The following is a 14,869-nucleotide window of genomic DNA, read 5'->3' on the forward strand; positions in this document are numbered from 1 at the left end:
CGTGGATCAGAGCAGAACCACATCGAACTGCTCCTGCAGGTACTGCTCGTCCGCCTGAAAACGGATGCTCTTGCCGAGGAATTCCTCCAGCTCGGCCACGGCGGCCGATTCCTCTTCGGTGATGCGTGCCACCACCTTGGTCGAGGCGATCACCAGCAGGCGCGCGGCATCGAACTGGCGCACCGCACGGGTGATCTCGCGGAAGATTTCGTAGGTCACCGTTTCGGTGGTCTTGATGCTGCCGCGACCACTGCACTGCGGGCAGGTTTCCGACAGCTGGCGCTCCAGGCTTTCCACGGTGCGCTTGCGGGTCATCTCCACCAGGCCCAGCGGCGAGAAGTCGTAGACGGTGGTCTTGGCATGGTCGCGGGCCAGCGCCTTTTCCAGCGTGCGCAGCACCTGGCGGCGGTGCTCGGCATCGTCCATGTCGATGAAATCGATGATGATGATGCCGCCCAGGTTGCGCAGCCGCAGCTGCCTGGCCACCGCCTGCGCGGCCTCCAGGTTGGTGCGGAACACGGTTTCTTCCAGGTTGCGCTGGCCCAGGAACGAACCGGTGTTCACATCGATGGTGGTCATCGCCTCGGTCTGGTCGATCACCAGGTAGCCACCGGATTTCAGCGGCACCTGCTTGTCCAGCGCGCGGCCGATCTCGTCTTCCACGCCGAACATGTCGAAGATGGGGCGGTCACCGCTGTACAGCTCGATCTTCTCGGCCAGCACCGGCATGTACTTGGCCACGAATGCCTGCAGCTGGGCGAAGGTTTCCTTGGAATCGACCTTCACCTTGTCCACGTCCTTGCGGATCAGGTCGCGCACCGAGCGCAGCGGCAGGCTCAGGTCTTCATAGATGTTGCTGCACGAGGGCGCCTCGCGGCCACGGCGCTCGACCACGTTCCAGACCCGCGACAGATAAGCGATGTCCTCGGCAATGGCTTCGGCCGGCTGTCCTTCGGCATTGGTGCGCACGATGTAGCCGTAGCCACCGTGCTGCGCCGACAGTTCGGTCACCAGCGCCTTCAGCCGCGCACGCTCGCCTTCGTCTTCGATGCGCGCCGAAACGCCCACCACCTTCGACTGCGGCAGCAGCACCATGTAGCGCGAGGGAATGCTGATCTGCGTGGTCAGGCGCGCGCCCTTGGTGCCGATCGGGTCCTTCACCACCTGCACCACGATGTCCTGGCCGTCGCGCAGCAGTTCCACGATCGGCACGCTGGACGGCGGCGGCAGGGTGGTGTTCTCGGTATCGGCACTGGCCACCGGGGCCGGCCGCACCACGTCGTTGGCGTGCAGGAACGCGGCGCGCTCCAAGCCCACTTCCACGAACGCGGCCTGCATGCCGGGCATCACCCGCTGCACCTTGCCCTTGTAGATGTTGCCGACCACACCCCGGCGCCAGCCGCGCTCGATGTGCAGTTCCTGCAGCATGCCGTTTTCGATCACCGCGACCCGGGTTTCGCGCGGGGTCACATTGACCAGGATTTCCTCAGACATCGGCAGCCTCCCTGGCGGCATGGGCAGTGGGGGCCGGCACGCCGCAGCGGGCCAGCAGGCGATCAGTGTGCAGCAACGGCAGCCCCATCACGCCGGAATAGCTGCCTGACAGGTGTTCGATCCAGCGCTCGGCGCCGCCCTGGATGGCATAGGCGCCGGCCTTGTCCAGCGGTTCGCCGGTGGCCACGTAGGCGGCGATGTCGGCCGCGGCGATCGGCGCGAAGGTGACCTCGGAGACCACCAGCTCGGTCTCCAGGCCCTGCGCGTGCACGACCACCACCGCGGTCATCACCTGGTGGGTGCGCCCGGCCAGGCGCGCCAGCATCGCGCAGGCCTCGGCCGCGTCGGCCGGCTTGCCGAACACCTGGCCGTCCAGCACCACCTCGGTATCCGAGCCCAGCACCCGCGCCTGCGGGTCGGTGTCCAGCACCCGGGCCAGCCCGGCGCGCGCCTTGTCGGCGGCCACCCGACATACATACTGTTCGGCACTTTCCTCCGGCGCACGCTGCTCGGGCACCTCCAGGTCCAGGGCCTGGAAGGGGCGTTCGAGTCGGGCCAGCAGTTGGTTGCGTCGGGGCGAGCGGGAAGCGAGATAGAGCATCAGCACAGCATAACCTGAGGCCGCCACCTGAATCGTCGGCAACCCCGCCTTGAACGCCTTCAACCCCGAACGGACTCACAGCGCGTTCATCGCTACGACACCACCCTCACCGGCACACCAAGGAGATCCCATGCGCCGCACCGCCACCCCGCTGCTGCTTGCCCTGTCCCTCGCTCTTGGAGCTTCGATGACCGCCCATGCTGCCCCGCCGCCGCCGCCCGCGGTCGCCGCCGCCGAAGGCACCCTGCTGAACATCTCGGCCAACGCCGAAGCCACCCGCGTGCCGGACGTGGCCACCCTGTCGGCCGGCGTGGTCACCCAGGCCGCCGACGGCAACAGCGCCATGCGCCAGAACGCCCAGCAGATGGACAAGGTGCTGGCCGCGATCAAGGCCGCCGGCATTGCCGAGCGCGACGTGCAGACCAGCGGCGTCAGCCTGAACCCGCAGTACCGCTATGCCGACAACGAAGCGCCGAAGATCACCGGCTACCAGGCCAGCAACACGGTCAGCCTGAAGGTGCGTGACATCGCCAAGCTGGGCAAGGTGCTTGATGCCCTGGCCGCACAGGGCGCCAACCAGATCAATGGCCCGCAGTTCGAGATCGACCAGCCCGAGCCGGTCTACGACGAAGCCCGCCTGGCCGCGCTGAAGAAGGCCCAGGCCCGTGCCCAGACCTATGCGAAGTCGCTGGGCCTGCAGGTGCGCCGGATCGTCAGCATTTCCGAGAACAGCAATGGCGGCTTCCGCCCGATGCCGATGATGCGCGCGATGGCCGCCGGCGCGGCGATGGACAAGGCCACCCCGGTGGCACCGGGTGAATCGACCGTGTCGGTGAACCTGGACGTCGTGTTCGAACTGGGGCGGTAACCGTCACGCAAGGCGGTAGATGCCAGCCGTGGTTGGCAGCCGCTGGCGCAGGCGCCCCCCAGGTTGGCGACCTGCAAAAGACAAAGAAGGGGTCCGCCACCGCGGGCCCCTTCCTTGTATCTGAAGCCCAGCCCAACGGCGTCGCACCTGACTCTAGGCAGTGGCCGGTGGCTGGCGCTAATGATGAACTGCCAGCCGCGTGCGGCAACCCCGATGGCGGCCCTGGTGCGTTGAGGACTTCAACACTGGCATGGAGGTGGACCATGGTTCGTACGTATCCCGCTGCATCCCTGCACTTCGACCCCGCCCGCATTGCCGCCTGGAGCGCGGCCATTGCCCTGCACCTGCTCGCGCTGTTGCTGCTGCTGATCCCGGCAACCTACCAGGCCATCAGCGCCCTGCCGCGCGACGACACCACGGTGCGTTTCATCCCCAAGGAAGATCCCAAGCCGCTTGAGCCCACCCCGTTGCCGCCCAAGCCGGAAGTGGTGAAGCTGGTGCCGAAATCGCAGCCGGTGCCGACCGTGACCCCGCCCCTGCCCGCGCCCACCGCAACACTCGACGAGGCCCAGGGCATCATCCTGCCGGCGGCCGCCGAGGTGGCGGTGGAAGCGCCGCCCGCGCTGCAGCCGGGTGCTCCGGTCACCGGCGCCCAGCTGCAGTACCGCAGCGCGCCGCCGCCGAGCTATCCGGTGCCGGCCCTGCGCAACCACGAACAGGGCACGGTGCTGCTGCGGGTGGAGGTGGATCCGAACGGGCAGCCGGTGAACGTCAGCATTGAACGCAGCAGTGGCTCGCGCAGCCTGGACCAAGCCGCCCGCCAGCAGGTGCTGCGCCACTGGCGCTTCGTCCCGGCCGAGCGTGATGGCCAGGCGGTGTCCGCCATCGGCATGGTGCCGGTGCAGTTCAGCCTGCCCGATTGACCCACGGACCGGCCCGGCGATCTGCCGGGCCGGCTCCAACGCGGGCTGCGCCACAACCCGGCCATGACTCTCCAATTCTTCAGTCGCGATCACATTTCTGTTACGAATTCAGTAAAACTTCACAACGCCGTCACCTGACAGAAACCTAGATTGACGCGTCCCGGGGCACACCGGTGACAGCCCTCGATGCTCGAGTTTTCCAGTCAGGAGAGAAGCTGTGAAACACCCGATCCAACGGCCCGCCAGCCGCCGCCAAAACCACCTGGCATTTTCCATTACCCACATCCTCACCGGCGGCGCTCTGCTGCTGGCCGGCGCCGTGGTCTCCCCTGCCTTCGCACAGGACCAGGCCACCAACCTCGACCGGATCACCGTGACCGGTTCGAACATTCCCCGCACCAACACCGAAACGCCCTCGCCGGTGCAGGTGGTGACCCGCCAGGAAATCGACCGCAGTGGCAAGACCACCGTGGCCGAATACCTGCAGACGCTCACCTCCGACGGTGCAGGTTCCATTCCCAAGACCTTCGGCAATGGTTTTGCCGGCGGTGGCGCCGGCATCTCGCTGCGCGGCCTGGGCGCCGGCTCCACGCTGGTGCTGTTGAACGGCCGCCGCATGGCCACCTATGGCCTGGCCGATGATGGCCAGAAGGTGTTCACCGACCTCAGCACCATTCCGCTTGACGCCGTCGAGCGCGTGGAAGTGCTGAAGGACGGCGCCTCGGCCATCTACGGTTCCGATGCGATCGCCGGCGTGGTCAACATCATCCTGCGCAGCGACTTCCAGGGCGCGATCCTGCGCGGTTCGTACGGCGTATCCGGCGATGGCGACGGCGATGCCAAGAAGGCCACGCTGACCGCCGGTACTGGTGACCTGTCCAGCGACGGCTGGAATGCGTTCTTCAGCCTGGACGTCGGCAAGACCGACGCGATCAAGATCAGCGACCGCAAGAACCGCAAGTGGATCGGCACCGGTGACATCCGTCGCTGGGGCTATGACGCCGCCGATGCGCAGTTCCTGGGCGGCGCCTACCTGTCCGGCGGCACCGCCGGTGGCGTGGGCCCGAACGGTTCGGTGTTCGATGACCGCAACGTGGACGATGAAAACCCGGCCTTCCTGGTCGCACTGCCGGGCTGCGCCGACCTGACCACCATTCCCGGCCAGAGCGATGCCACCGCACAGGCGCAGGGCTGCCTGTGGAATCCGGCTCAGCTGTACCGCGACCTGAGCCCGGAAGAGAAGTACGTGAACGTGTTCGGCCGCGCCAGCTTCGCCTTCGGCGAAGGCGGCGAGGTCTACACCGAGATCGGCTACTCGAAGAAGGAAACGATCTTCAGCAACACGCCGTCCGGTGTTTCCGGCGGCTGGGGCTACCCCGGCGGCCCGGTCAACGCCAGCAGCGGCGACGGTGCCGTGGTGCTCAGCCCGACCCATCCGGACAACCCGATTCCCGGCCAGGCCTCGCGCCTGCGCTATTCGGCCTGGGATGTCGGCCCGCGCGTCACCAACAACACCAACGAGTTCAACCGTTTCCTGGTGGGCGTGAAGGGCAACTGGGGCGACTGGAGCTACGACACCGCCTACCTGCATTCGGGCACCGACCTGGTCAACAAGCGCACCGGCTTCCTGCGCTACAGCGCCGTGCAGTGCGCGCTGGGTGACCCGGCCTGCGCCGGCGGTGTGTGGCGCATCGGCGACAACGCCGGCCTGAATTCGCAGGCGCTTTACGACTACATCTCGCCCACCATCAGTGCCCGCGCCAAGTCCAGCCTGGACATGTTCGACTTCACCGTCTCGCGCAGCCTGATGGATCTGAAGGGCGGCCCGCTTGGCCTGGCCATGGGTACCGAATGGCGCAAGACCAGCAACAGCCTGACCCCGCAGACCTACACCGACCAGGGTGACATCATCGGCCTGGGCTACTCGGCCTATGACGGTACCCAGAACGTGTACGCGGGCTACGTCGAACTGTCCGCGCCGGTGCTGGAACAGTTGGAACTGTCGGCCGCACTGCGCTACGACAAGTACGAAAGCGGTGAAGGCAAAGCCACCCCGAAGCTGGGCGTGAAGTTCACCCCGGCCGACTGGATCGCCCTGCGCGCCAGCTACGCCGAAGGCTTCCGTGCGCCGAACCCGGCCGAAAACGGTGACGGTGGCCTGGCCGCCTTCTCCAACGCCCGCGATCCGGTGCGCTGCGCCATCGACCCGGACAACGAGTGCACCGCGCGTTCGGTGGCCATCATCACCCGCCCCAATTCCGGCCTGAAGCCGGAAGAGTCGAAGAGCTACTCGGTGGGTATCGTGCTGCAGCCGACCTCCAGCACCTCGCTGACGGTTGATGCCTGGGAAATCAAGCGCACCAACGAAATCGCCCAGGGCAGCACCGCCGACGCCATCGCCGCCGGCAACGTCCTGCGCGACAGCAACAACATCGGCGGCGTGGCCAACAGCGGCACCATCCTGGCGGTCAACACGCAGTACGTGAACGCCAACTCGTCGCGTGTGCGCGGTATCGATACCGATATCCGCCAGACCTTCGACCTGGGCCCGGGCCAGCTGGAAATGGACCTGCAGTGGAGCCACCTGCTGAAGTTCGAGCGCACCGAGGGTGACACCACCGTCGACTACGTGGGCACGCACGGCAACTGCGACGTGACCAACTGCATCGGCACCCCGCAGGACCGCATCAACTTCGGCACCACCTGGAAGCAGGGGCCGTGGAGCGTGAGCGGCGTGGTGAACTACATCGACAGCATGGAAAACAAGGATCGCCGCGGTGGCGACTACCTGGCCTTCTATGAAGACGGCTCGCCGGTGGAGAAGATCTCTTCGTTCACCACCTTCGATCTGTCCGGTCGCTGGAACATCACCGATGCGTTCGAGCTGAACGCCTCGGTGCAGAACGTGTTCGACCGCATCGCCCCGCTCGACCCGTCCACCTACGGCGCGGTCAACTACAACCCGCTGCACTTCAGCGGTGCGATTGGTCGTTACTTCACCGTCGGCGCCAAGTACACCTTCAACTGATCCACGAAGGTCAACCGCACTGCAAAGGCCCGGGCATGTCCCGGGCCTTTGCTTTTTCACCACATGCGCGCGGCCATGATGAAGGCCTACCGCGCGAGGCACGACCGCATGCCGTCTTCCACGCAACGCCTGGGCCTGGCCGCGCTGACCGCGCTTGTCGTCGGTTCGATGGTCGGCGCCGGCATTTTCTCGCTGCCACAGAACGTGGCCCGCAGCGCCGGGCCGGCCGCAGCGCTGATCGGCTGGGCCCTGAGCGGCGCCGGCATGCTGATGCTGGCCTTCGTGTTCCAGGCACTGGCCAACCGTCGGCCCGACCTGGACACCGGCATCTACGCCTATGCGCGCGAGGGCTTCGGCAACTACATCGGCTTTTCCGCCGCGTGGGGCTACTGGGTGGCCTCGGTGCTGGGCAATGCCAGCTTCTTCGTGCTGATCTTCAGCGGCCTGGGCCACTTCCTGCCGGTGTTCGGCGAGGGCAACACGCCCGTGGCCTTCGCCGCCTCTTCGCTGCTGCTGTGGACGGTGCACCTGCTGGTACTGCGGGGCCTGCGCACCGCCGCCATCATCAACGGCCTGGTGACCGTGGCCAAGCTGGTCCCGATCGCCCTGTTCCTGGTGCTGGCCGCCGGGGCATTCCGCATGGATGTGTTCCGCGCCGACTTCTTCGGCACACCCGTGCTGGGCGATCTGGGCACGCAGCTGCGCGGCATGATGCTGGTGACGGTGTGGGTGTTCATCGGCATCGAAGGGGCCAGCATCTATTCGCGGCGGGCGGCCCGCCGCGCCGACGTCGGCCGCGCCACGGTGATCGGTTTCGTCGGGGTGTGGCTGCTGCTGGTGCTGGTCAGCCTGCTGGCGATGGGGGTGCTGTCGCAGGCCGAGCTGGCGGGCCTGCCCAATCCCTCGATGGCATATGTGCTGCGCGCCATCGTCGGCGAGTGGGGCGCTACCGTGATCATCATCGGCTCGGTCATTTCCGTGCTCGGCGCGCTGCTGGCATGGGTGCTGCTGTGCGGTGAAGTGCTGTATGCCGCCGCCGGCGACGGCACCATGCCCGCCTTCCTGGGCCGCGAGAACGCGCGCGGCGTACCGGCCAATGCGCTCTGGATGAGCAACGGCCTGATCCAGCTGTTCCTGCTGCTGGTGCTGTTCAATTCGGGCAGCTACACCAGCCTGGTGCTGCTGGCCGCATCGATGAGCCTGGTGCCGTATTTCCTGTCGGCGGCCTTCGCCGTGCAGCTGGCCTGGCGTGGCCAGGCGTATGCCGGGGAAACCGGTGTGCGCTGGCGCGACTTCGGCGTTGCGCTGCTGGCCAGCGCCTACGCGTTGTGGCTGGTCTATGCCGGCGGCGTGGACAACCTGCTGCTGTCGGTGCTGCTGTATGTGCCCGGCGTGGTGCTGTTCGCGCTGACCCGGCGCCAGCATGGGCAGGCCGTGTTCACCCGCTGGGAAGCGGTGCTGTTCGGCGCGATCGTGGTGGTGGCGATCGCCACCCTGGTCGCGTTCTGGCGCGGCGCACTGACGTTGTAGCGTCGAGCTTGCTCGACTGCGCCACCGCCCTTGTAGAGTCGAGCTTGCTCGACTGGCTCTTGCAGCGCGCGCACAGCAGTCGAGCAAGCTCGACTCTACGAAGTGCAGCCATCACGCACAAAAAAAAACCTGCATCTCGCGATGCAGGTTTTCAAAGGTGGCGCCCGAAGTTGGACTCGAACCAACGACCCCCTGATTAACAGTCAAGTGCTCTAACCGGCTGAGCTATTCGGGCAGACGACTAGTATAACCACTCTTCACGCGCGATGGTAGGGGTGATTGGCAATCATTGCCGCGGCCCGATACAACTGCTCGGCCACCACCAGCCGTACCAGCATGTGCGGCAGGGTCAACGGGCCGATCGACCACTTCTCGTCGGCCAGCGCGGACACTTCTGGCGAATGCCCTTCCGGGCCGCCGATCAGGAAAGCCAGGTCCCTGCCCTGCCCGCGCCAGTGCTCCAGGCGCTGTGCCAGCTGTTCGGAACTGAGCTGGCGACCGGGCACATCCAGTGCCACCACGTAGGCGTTCTTCGGCAATGCCGCGATCACCCGCTTGCCTTCGTCTTCAGTGGCACGGCGCGCATCGCGGCCCTTGCCACGCAGGCCGGGTTCGATTTCCACCAGTTCAAACGGCAACCAGTGCGAGAGCCGCTTCTGGTACTCGGCAAACCCTTGCGCCACCCAGCTGGGGGCACGTTCGCCGGTGGCGATCAGACGGGCTTTCATCAAACAGTCCTCCACAAACGTCGACGGCGCCATCGGCGCCGTCGAAGGGGTGCGTCAACGCGCGGCTCAGGCCACTTCGTCGTCGCTGGTCGGCGGCTGGTCGCCCACGGTCCACAGGCGCTCCAGCGCGTAGAACTCGCGCACGCGCGGCAGCATCACGTGCACGATCACGTCGCCCAGGTCCACCAGCACCCATTCGGCTTCGCGCTCGCCTTCCACGCCCAGCGGCATCACGTCGATCTTCTTGGCGAAGCGCACGACTTCATCGGCGATCGACTTCACGTGGCGGGTGGAGGTACCGGAGACGATGACCAGATAGTCGGCGACGCTGGACTTGCCACGCACGTCGATCTCGACCGGGTCCTTGGCCTTCAGGTCTTCGGTGGCTTGGCGGACGCTGGCCAGCAGTTCCGGCACCGAAGGCGGCGGGCTGGGCAGTTCGACCTTGATGGTCTGGGGCTGGGTCTGGTTGCTCAAAACGGATCGACTCGATAAACGTGGGGGCGATTATACGGGCAAGGCGCGCCCGCGGCATTCACGGGGTGGCCGGGCGGTACAGACCGTGGTCCACCACGTAATCGGCCACCGCCGGCGGCAGCAGGGCCCGCCACGGGCCGGTGGCGGCAATCTGCGCACGCACCGCGCTGGCCGATTCCGAGCGCAGCGGGTGGTGCAGGCGCAGCACCCGCCCGCCCGGGCTGGCGAACAGGGCCTGCTCGTTGTCGGCCCAGCGGCCATCCAGGGCCTGGCCCAGGGCGCCATCCACCGAATCCTGCAGCGGGCTGCCCGGGCGCTCGGCAACGATGAAGTGGGCCAGGTCGAACAAGGCCTGCCACTCGTGCCAGGCCGGCAGGGCCAGCAGGCTGTCGGCGCCAACCAGCCAGGCCAGCGGCCGGCTCGGGCCCAGCTCGGCGCGCAGTTCGCGCAGGGTGTCGACGGTGTAGGAAGGACGACCCGGGAAGCGCTTGGCCCGTTCCAGTTCGCGCCGGTCCAGCAGCAGGCCCGGCTCGTCGCCAATGGCCAGCGAGAGCATGCGGCAGCGCTGCTCGGCGGTGGCCCCCGGCGGCGCGCGGTGCGGCGGATCGGCCGCCGGCAGCAGCCGCACCGCCACCTGCAGTTCATCGCGTGCGGCGCGGGCGATCGCCAGATGCCCCAGGTGCACCGGATCGAAGGTGCCCCCGTAATAGATGCGCAGGCTCATGGCTCAGGCCCGGGCCAGCAGGCGCACGGCGCGGGCCTCGGCCACCGCCACCAGCAACCGCTCCAGGGCCAGCCAGGCATCGCCGTCGGCGCGCCCCTTGGCAATGCGATCCACCAGGCCGGCTTCGGCCACGAAACGTTCCCAGCGCTTGCCTTCCGGGTGGCGCTGCAACGCACGCTTGTAGGGCGCCTGGCGCGATTCCCAGATACCGCGCGACTTCATTTCCGCGGCCAGATTGCCGCCGCGCGCCTGCACCCGGGCCAGGCCGGCACCGGCCAGCAGTTCGCGGATGACCATCGGCATCAGCGCGGCCACCGCCTCGCCTTCGCCGCGCAACCCGGCCAGCATGCGCAACACCGCCTGCGGCTGCCCGGAGAACGTGGCTTCCAGCAGACGGAACACGTCGTAGCGGGCGGCGTCGGCCACCAGCGATTCCATCCGTTCCACGTCCAGCGGCTGGCCGTCGGCCAGCAGTGCCAGCTTGTCGATCTCCTGCGCGGCCGCCAGCAGGTTGCCTTCCACGCGTTCGGCCAGGCGCTGCACCGCGGCGGGATCGGCGCGCAGGCCCTTGCCACGCAGGCGGCGCTCGATCCAGTCGGGCAGTTCGTGCGGCTTGATCGCCCAAGCCACCGACAGCACGCCGACGCGGTTCACCGCTTCGGCCCACTTGCCCTGGTGGGCCTTGCTCCATTCGTTGGCGGTGATCAGCAGCACCACGTCCGGCGCCGGGTTGGCGCAGAACTGGCTGATCACTTCGGCGCCGTCCTTGCCCGGCTTGCCGCTGGGCAGGCGTACTTCCACCAGCCGGCGAGCGCTGAACAGGCTGGGCGCATTGAAGCTGGCGTCGAGCTGGTTCCAGTCGAAGTCGCGGCCATCGGCATCGAACACTTCACGTTCGCCAATGCCGGCGGCGCGCGCGCGTGCGCGCACGGCATCGGCCGCTTCCAGCACACGCAGGGTTTCCGGCCCGGCGATCAGGTACACCGGCGCCAGCGCGGTATCACCGCCCTGGCTGGCCAACTGCTCCGGACGCAGTTCCATCGCTGCGCCGGCTCAGCGCTCGACCGGCGGTGCCGGCGTGGGCTGCACGTCCTGGGCCGCGGCCGGCTTGGGCGCTGCCAGGCTGCCGCCACGTTCCAGTTCGGCGCGCACCACGCTGTCGATGCGGCGGATGATGGACGCCGACATTTCCCGGCGCAGTTCATCGGCCAGGATCTCGCGTTCGGTGGTGGTACCGGTGGCGTCGGTCGGCGGCGACACGTAATCGCGCGACAGTTCGATCACCTGCTGCGGCACCAGTTCGCTGCCGTCTTCGCGGCGGAAGATGAAGATGACCGCATAGCGCAGGCTGTATTCCTGGGCACGGCCCTGCGCATCGATGGCGATGGGCAGATCGCCCCAGCGCTCGGACAGCACCTGCAGCTGGGTACTCGGCCCGGTGCTTTCGTCATCGGCCAGCTTGGCCCCGGACGCCAGCAGGCTGCGGTTGAGCAGCTTGACCAGTTCGCTGTAAGGCGCGGTGGAGACCACCTTCACTGGCGCCGTGTCGGTGGGCAGCATCAGCTTGTTGCGCAGATGGAAGCCACAGCCGGCAAGGCCGAGGGCAAGGACGAGGGCAAGCAGGATTCGGGTCATGGGAACAGTCTGGCGGAGCCGGGCGATCACGGCAACAGACAGCCTGCCCGATCACGCGTGAACGCAGGGCCATCGGCCGCTGACGCCGGCGTGGGGAACACGCACCGGCCGCCACACGGGCGGCCGGTGCCGGACACATCAGGCAGCGACGATGTTCACGATCTTGCCGGGCACGATGATGATCTTGCGCACCGTCAGGCCTTCCATGAACTTGGCCGCGTTCGGCTCGGCCTGTGCCAGCGTTTCGATATGGTCGCGCGCGGCATCGGCGGCAACCTCGATGGTGCCGCGCAGCTTGCCGTTCACCTGCACTGCCAGGGTGACCGCATCGCGCACCAGCGCGGTGCTGTCGGCCTGCGGGAACGCCTGGTCTTCCAGCAGCGTTTCGCCGTGGCCCAGCACCTGCCACAGGGCATGGCTGGCGTGCGGGGTGATCGGGTTCAGCAGCAATACCACGGCCTGCAGGGCCTCCTGGCGCACCGCGCGGCCCTGCGCGCTGGCATCGTCGAACTTGGCCAGTGCGTTCATCAGTTCCATCACCGCCGCGATGGCAGTGTTGAAGCTGTGGCGGCGGCCGTAGTCGTCACCGACCTTGCCGATGGTTTCGTGGGTCTTGCGGCGCAGCGCCTTCTGGTTGGCATCCAGCGCCGCCACGTCCAGGGCCGGTGCCACGCCCTCTTCGGCGTGCTTGTGCACCTGGGTCCACAGGCGGCGCAGGAAGCGAGCCATGCCGTCCACGCCGGCTTCGTTCCACTCCAGCGACTGTTCCGGCGGTGCGGCGAACATCGAGAACAGACGCACGGTGTCGGCGCCGTACTTGCCAACCATGGCCTGCGGATCCACGCCGTTGTTCTTCGACTTGGACATCTTTTCGGTGCCCCCCACCACCACCGGCTGGCCGTCGGCCACCAGGGTGGCCCCGGTGATGCGGCCGCGCTCATCGCGCTGCACGTCCACGTCGGCCGGGTTGATCCAGTCCTTCGAGCCGTCCGGGTTCGGGCGGTAGTAGGTTTCGGCGATCACCATGCCCTGGCACAGCAGATTGCGCGCCGGTTCGTTGCTGTCCACCATGCGCGCGTCGCGCAGCAGCTTGTGGTAGAAGCGGAAGTACATCAGGTGCAGGATCGCGTGCTCGATGCCGCCGATGTACTGGTCCACCGGCAGCCAGTAGTTGCCGCGCTTGTCCACCGCATCACGCGCACCCGGCGAGGTGTAGCGGGCGTAGTACCAGCTCGATTCCATGAAGGTATCGAAGGTGTCGGTTTCGCGCTCGGCCGCGCCGCCACAATCCGGGCAGGTGGTCTTGCGCCATTCCGGGTCGGTCTTGATCGGCGAACCGGTACCCGAGAACGCCACGTCTTCCGGCAGCACCACTGGCAGCTGCTCTTCCGGCACCGGCACCGCGCCACACTTGTCGCAGTAGATCACCGGAATCGGGCAGCCCCAGTAACGCTGGCGGCTGACGCCCCAGTCGCGCAGGCGGTAGTTCACCCGGCGCTGGCCCTGGGCCTTGCGCTCGAACCGTTCGGCCAGGGCTTCAAAGGCGCCCTGGAAATCCAGGCCGTCGAATTCGGCCGAGTTGACCAGTTCGGTCTGCCGGCTCTTGTCGCTGTACCAGTCCTGCCAGCGGGTGGCGTCCCAGGTGCGCTCGTCGTCGTTGCGCGCATCCTTCAGCGCGATGACCTGCACGATCGGCAGGCCGTACTTGTTGGCCACCTCGTTGTCGCGCTGGTCGTGGCCGGGAACGGCCATCACCGCGCCGGTGCCGTAGCCCATCAGCACGAAATTGGCCACCCACACCGGCACCTGTTCGCCGGTGACCGGATGGATCGCGCGCAGGCCGGTATCCATGCCGCGCTTTTCCTGGGTTTCCAGCTCGGCCTCGGTCACCCCACCCTGCTTCAGCTCGGCCAGCAGCGCGGCCAGCGCCGGGTTGCTCTTGGCCGCATGCAGGGCCAGCGGGTGTTCGGCGGCGATCGACACGAAGGTCACGCCCATCACGGTGTCCGGACGGGTGGTGAACACGCGCAGCGGGTCCAGCGCGCTGCCATCGGCATCGCGCACGTCGAACTGGATTTCCAGGCCTTCGGAACGGCCGATCCAGTTGCGCTGCATGGTCTTGACCGATTCCGGCCAGCCGTCCAGTTCATCCAGGCCGTCCAGCAGCTCCTGGGCGTAATCGGTGATGCGCAGGAACCACTGTGGGATCTCGCGCTTTTCCACCAGCGCGCCCGAACGCCAGCCGCGGCCGTCGATCACCTGCTCGTTGGCCAGCACGGTCTGGTCCACCGGGTCCCAGTTCACCACCGAGTTGCGGCGATAGGCCAGGCCCTTGCGCATCAGGCGGGTGAACATGCGCTGCTCGTGGACGTAGTAGTCCGGGCGGCAGGTGGCGAACTCGCGCGACCAGTCGATGGCATAGCCCAGCGATTTCAGCTGGCTGCGCATGTGGTCGATGTTCTTGTAGGTCCACGCCGCCGGCGCGGTCTTGTTCTTGATGGCCGCGTTTTCCGCCGGCAGGCCGAACGCGTCCCAGCCCATCGGCTGCAGCACGTTGTGGCCGGTCATGCGCTTGTAGCGGCTGATCACGTCGCCAATGGTGTAGTTGCGCACGTGGCCCATGTGCAGCGCACCGGACGGGTACGGAAGCATCGACAGGCAGTAGTACTTCGGCTTGTCCGAGGTCTCGCTGACCTCGAAGGCACGGGTGGCGTCCCAGTACTGCTGGGCGGCGGATTCAACCTGCTGCGGGTCGTAGGCGATGGGTTCAGCGCTGGTCATGGAACACGCGGATGCGGCGGCAAAGCGGTACAGCGTACCGCAGTGCGGCAAACGTCTCCAATCCCGCCCATCGCGGGCAG

Annotated in this window: 12 protein-coding genes and 1 tRNA gene; 4 read left to right on the forward strand and 9 right to left on the reverse strand. The window is 67.3% G+C overall.

Annotation, left to right across the window (positions count from 1 at the left end; all coding sequences use genetic code 11):
• Positions 1 to 6: 6 nt before the first annotated feature.
• Together rng and C1932_RS13940 are read right to left on the reverse strand one after the other, a co-directional pair.
• Positions 7 to 1,494: a ribonuclease G gene (gene rng, locus C1932_RS13935; protein ID WP_108750641.1), complete on the reverse strand. Its 1,488-nt coding sequence runs from the start codon at positions 1,492 to 1,494 to the stop codon at positions 7 to 9.
• Positions 1,487 to 2,095 (reverse strand): Maf family nucleotide pyrophosphatase, encoded by a 609-nt coding sequence (locus tag C1932_RS13940; RefSeq protein WP_108762570.1) that lies wholly within the window; start codon positions 2,093 to 2,095, stop codon positions 1,487 to 1,489. The genes rng and C1932_RS13940 overlap by 8 nt, the downstream gene beginning before the upstream one ends.
• A gap of 130 nt (positions 2,096 to 2,225) precedes the next feature.
• Between C1932_RS13940 and C1932_RS13945 the strand changes: the two genes are divergently transcribed.
• The 4 genes from C1932_RS13945 (at position 2,226) to C1932_RS13960 (ending at position 8,444) form a co-directional block, all read left to right on the forward strand.
• Positions 2,226 to 2,963: an SIMPL domain-containing protein gene (locus tag C1932_RS13945; protein ID WP_108753748.1), complete on the forward strand. Its 738-nt coding sequence runs from the start codon at positions 2,226 to 2,228 to the stop codon at positions 2,961 to 2,963.
• 263 nt (positions 2,964 to 3,226) lie between these two features.
• The gene (locus C1932_RS13950) at positions 3,227 to 3,886 is read left to right on the forward strand and encodes an energy transducer TonB (protein ID WP_108762571.1); all 660 of its coding nucleotides are present in this window, start codon (positions 3,227 to 3,229) and stop codon (positions 3,884 to 3,886) included.
• Positions 3,887 to 4,103: 217 nt separating this feature from the next.
• Positions 4,104 to 6,914 (forward strand): TonB-dependent receptor, encoded by a 2,811-nt coding sequence (locus C1932_RS13955; RefSeq protein WP_108753750.1) that lies wholly within the window; start codon positions 4,104 to 4,106, stop codon positions 6,912 to 6,914.
• Positions 6,915 to 7,022: 108 nt separating this feature from the next.
• Positions 7,023 to 8,444, forward strand: a complete 1,422-nt coding sequence (locus C1932_RS13960; protein ID WP_108763455.1) for a basic amino acid/polyamine antiporter — start codon at positions 7,023 to 7,025, stop codon at positions 8,442 to 8,444.
• A 158-nt stretch (positions 8,445 to 8,602) separates the two neighbouring features.
• Here C1932_RS13960 and C1932_RS13965 read toward each other — a convergent pair.
• From C1932_RS13965 to leuS, 7 genes are all read right to left on the reverse strand, one after another.
• Positions 8,603 to 8,679 (reverse strand) — tRNA-Asn (locus C1932_RS13965).
• Between the two features lie 22 nt (positions 8,680 to 8,701).
• Entirely contained in the window at positions 8,702 to 9,172 is a 471-nt protein-coding gene (rlmH, locus tag C1932_RS13970; protein ID WP_079222687.1) for a 23S rRNA (pseudouridine(1915)-N(3))-methyltransferase RlmH, read from the reverse strand.
• A gap of 66 nt (positions 9,173 to 9,238) precedes the next feature.
• Positions 9,239 to 9,649: a ribosome silencing factor gene (gene rsfS / locus C1932_RS13975; protein WP_108750646.1), complete on the reverse strand. Its 411-nt coding sequence runs from the start codon at positions 9,647 to 9,649 to the stop codon at positions 9,239 to 9,241.
• A 58-nt stretch (positions 9,650 to 9,707) separates the two neighbouring features.
• Positions 9,708 to 10,373, reverse strand: a complete 666-nt coding sequence (gene nadD, locus C1932_RS13980) for a nicotinate-nucleotide adenylyltransferase (protein ID WP_108753753.1) — start codon at positions 10,371 to 10,373, stop codon at positions 9,708 to 9,710.
• 3 nt (positions 10,374 to 10,376) lie between these two features.
• Entirely contained in the window at positions 10,377 to 11,414 is a 1,038-nt protein-coding gene (gene holA / locus C1932_RS13985) for a DNA polymerase III subunit delta (protein ID WP_108753754.1), read from the reverse strand.
• Between the two features lie 12 nt (positions 11,415 to 11,426).
• A complete protein-coding gene (lptE, locus tag C1932_RS13990; protein WP_108753755.1) occupies positions 11,427 to 12,008 on the reverse strand; it encodes an LPS assembly lipoprotein LptE in 582 nt (193 codons plus the stop codon).
• A 138-nt stretch (positions 12,009 to 12,146) separates the two neighbouring features.
• Positions 12,147 to 14,789 (reverse strand): leucine--tRNA ligase, encoded by a 2,643-nt coding sequence (gene leuS / locus C1932_RS13995; RefSeq protein WP_108762572.1) that lies wholly within the window; start codon positions 14,787 to 14,789, stop codon positions 12,147 to 12,149.
• Positions 14,790 to 14,869 lie beyond the last annotated feature (80 nt).

This window comes from Stenotrophomonas sp. YAU14D1_LEIMI4_1 (assembly GCF_003086815.1).
Lineage (GTDB): Bacteria > Pseudomonadota > Gammaproteobacteria > Xanthomonadales > Xanthomonadaceae > Stenotrophomonas.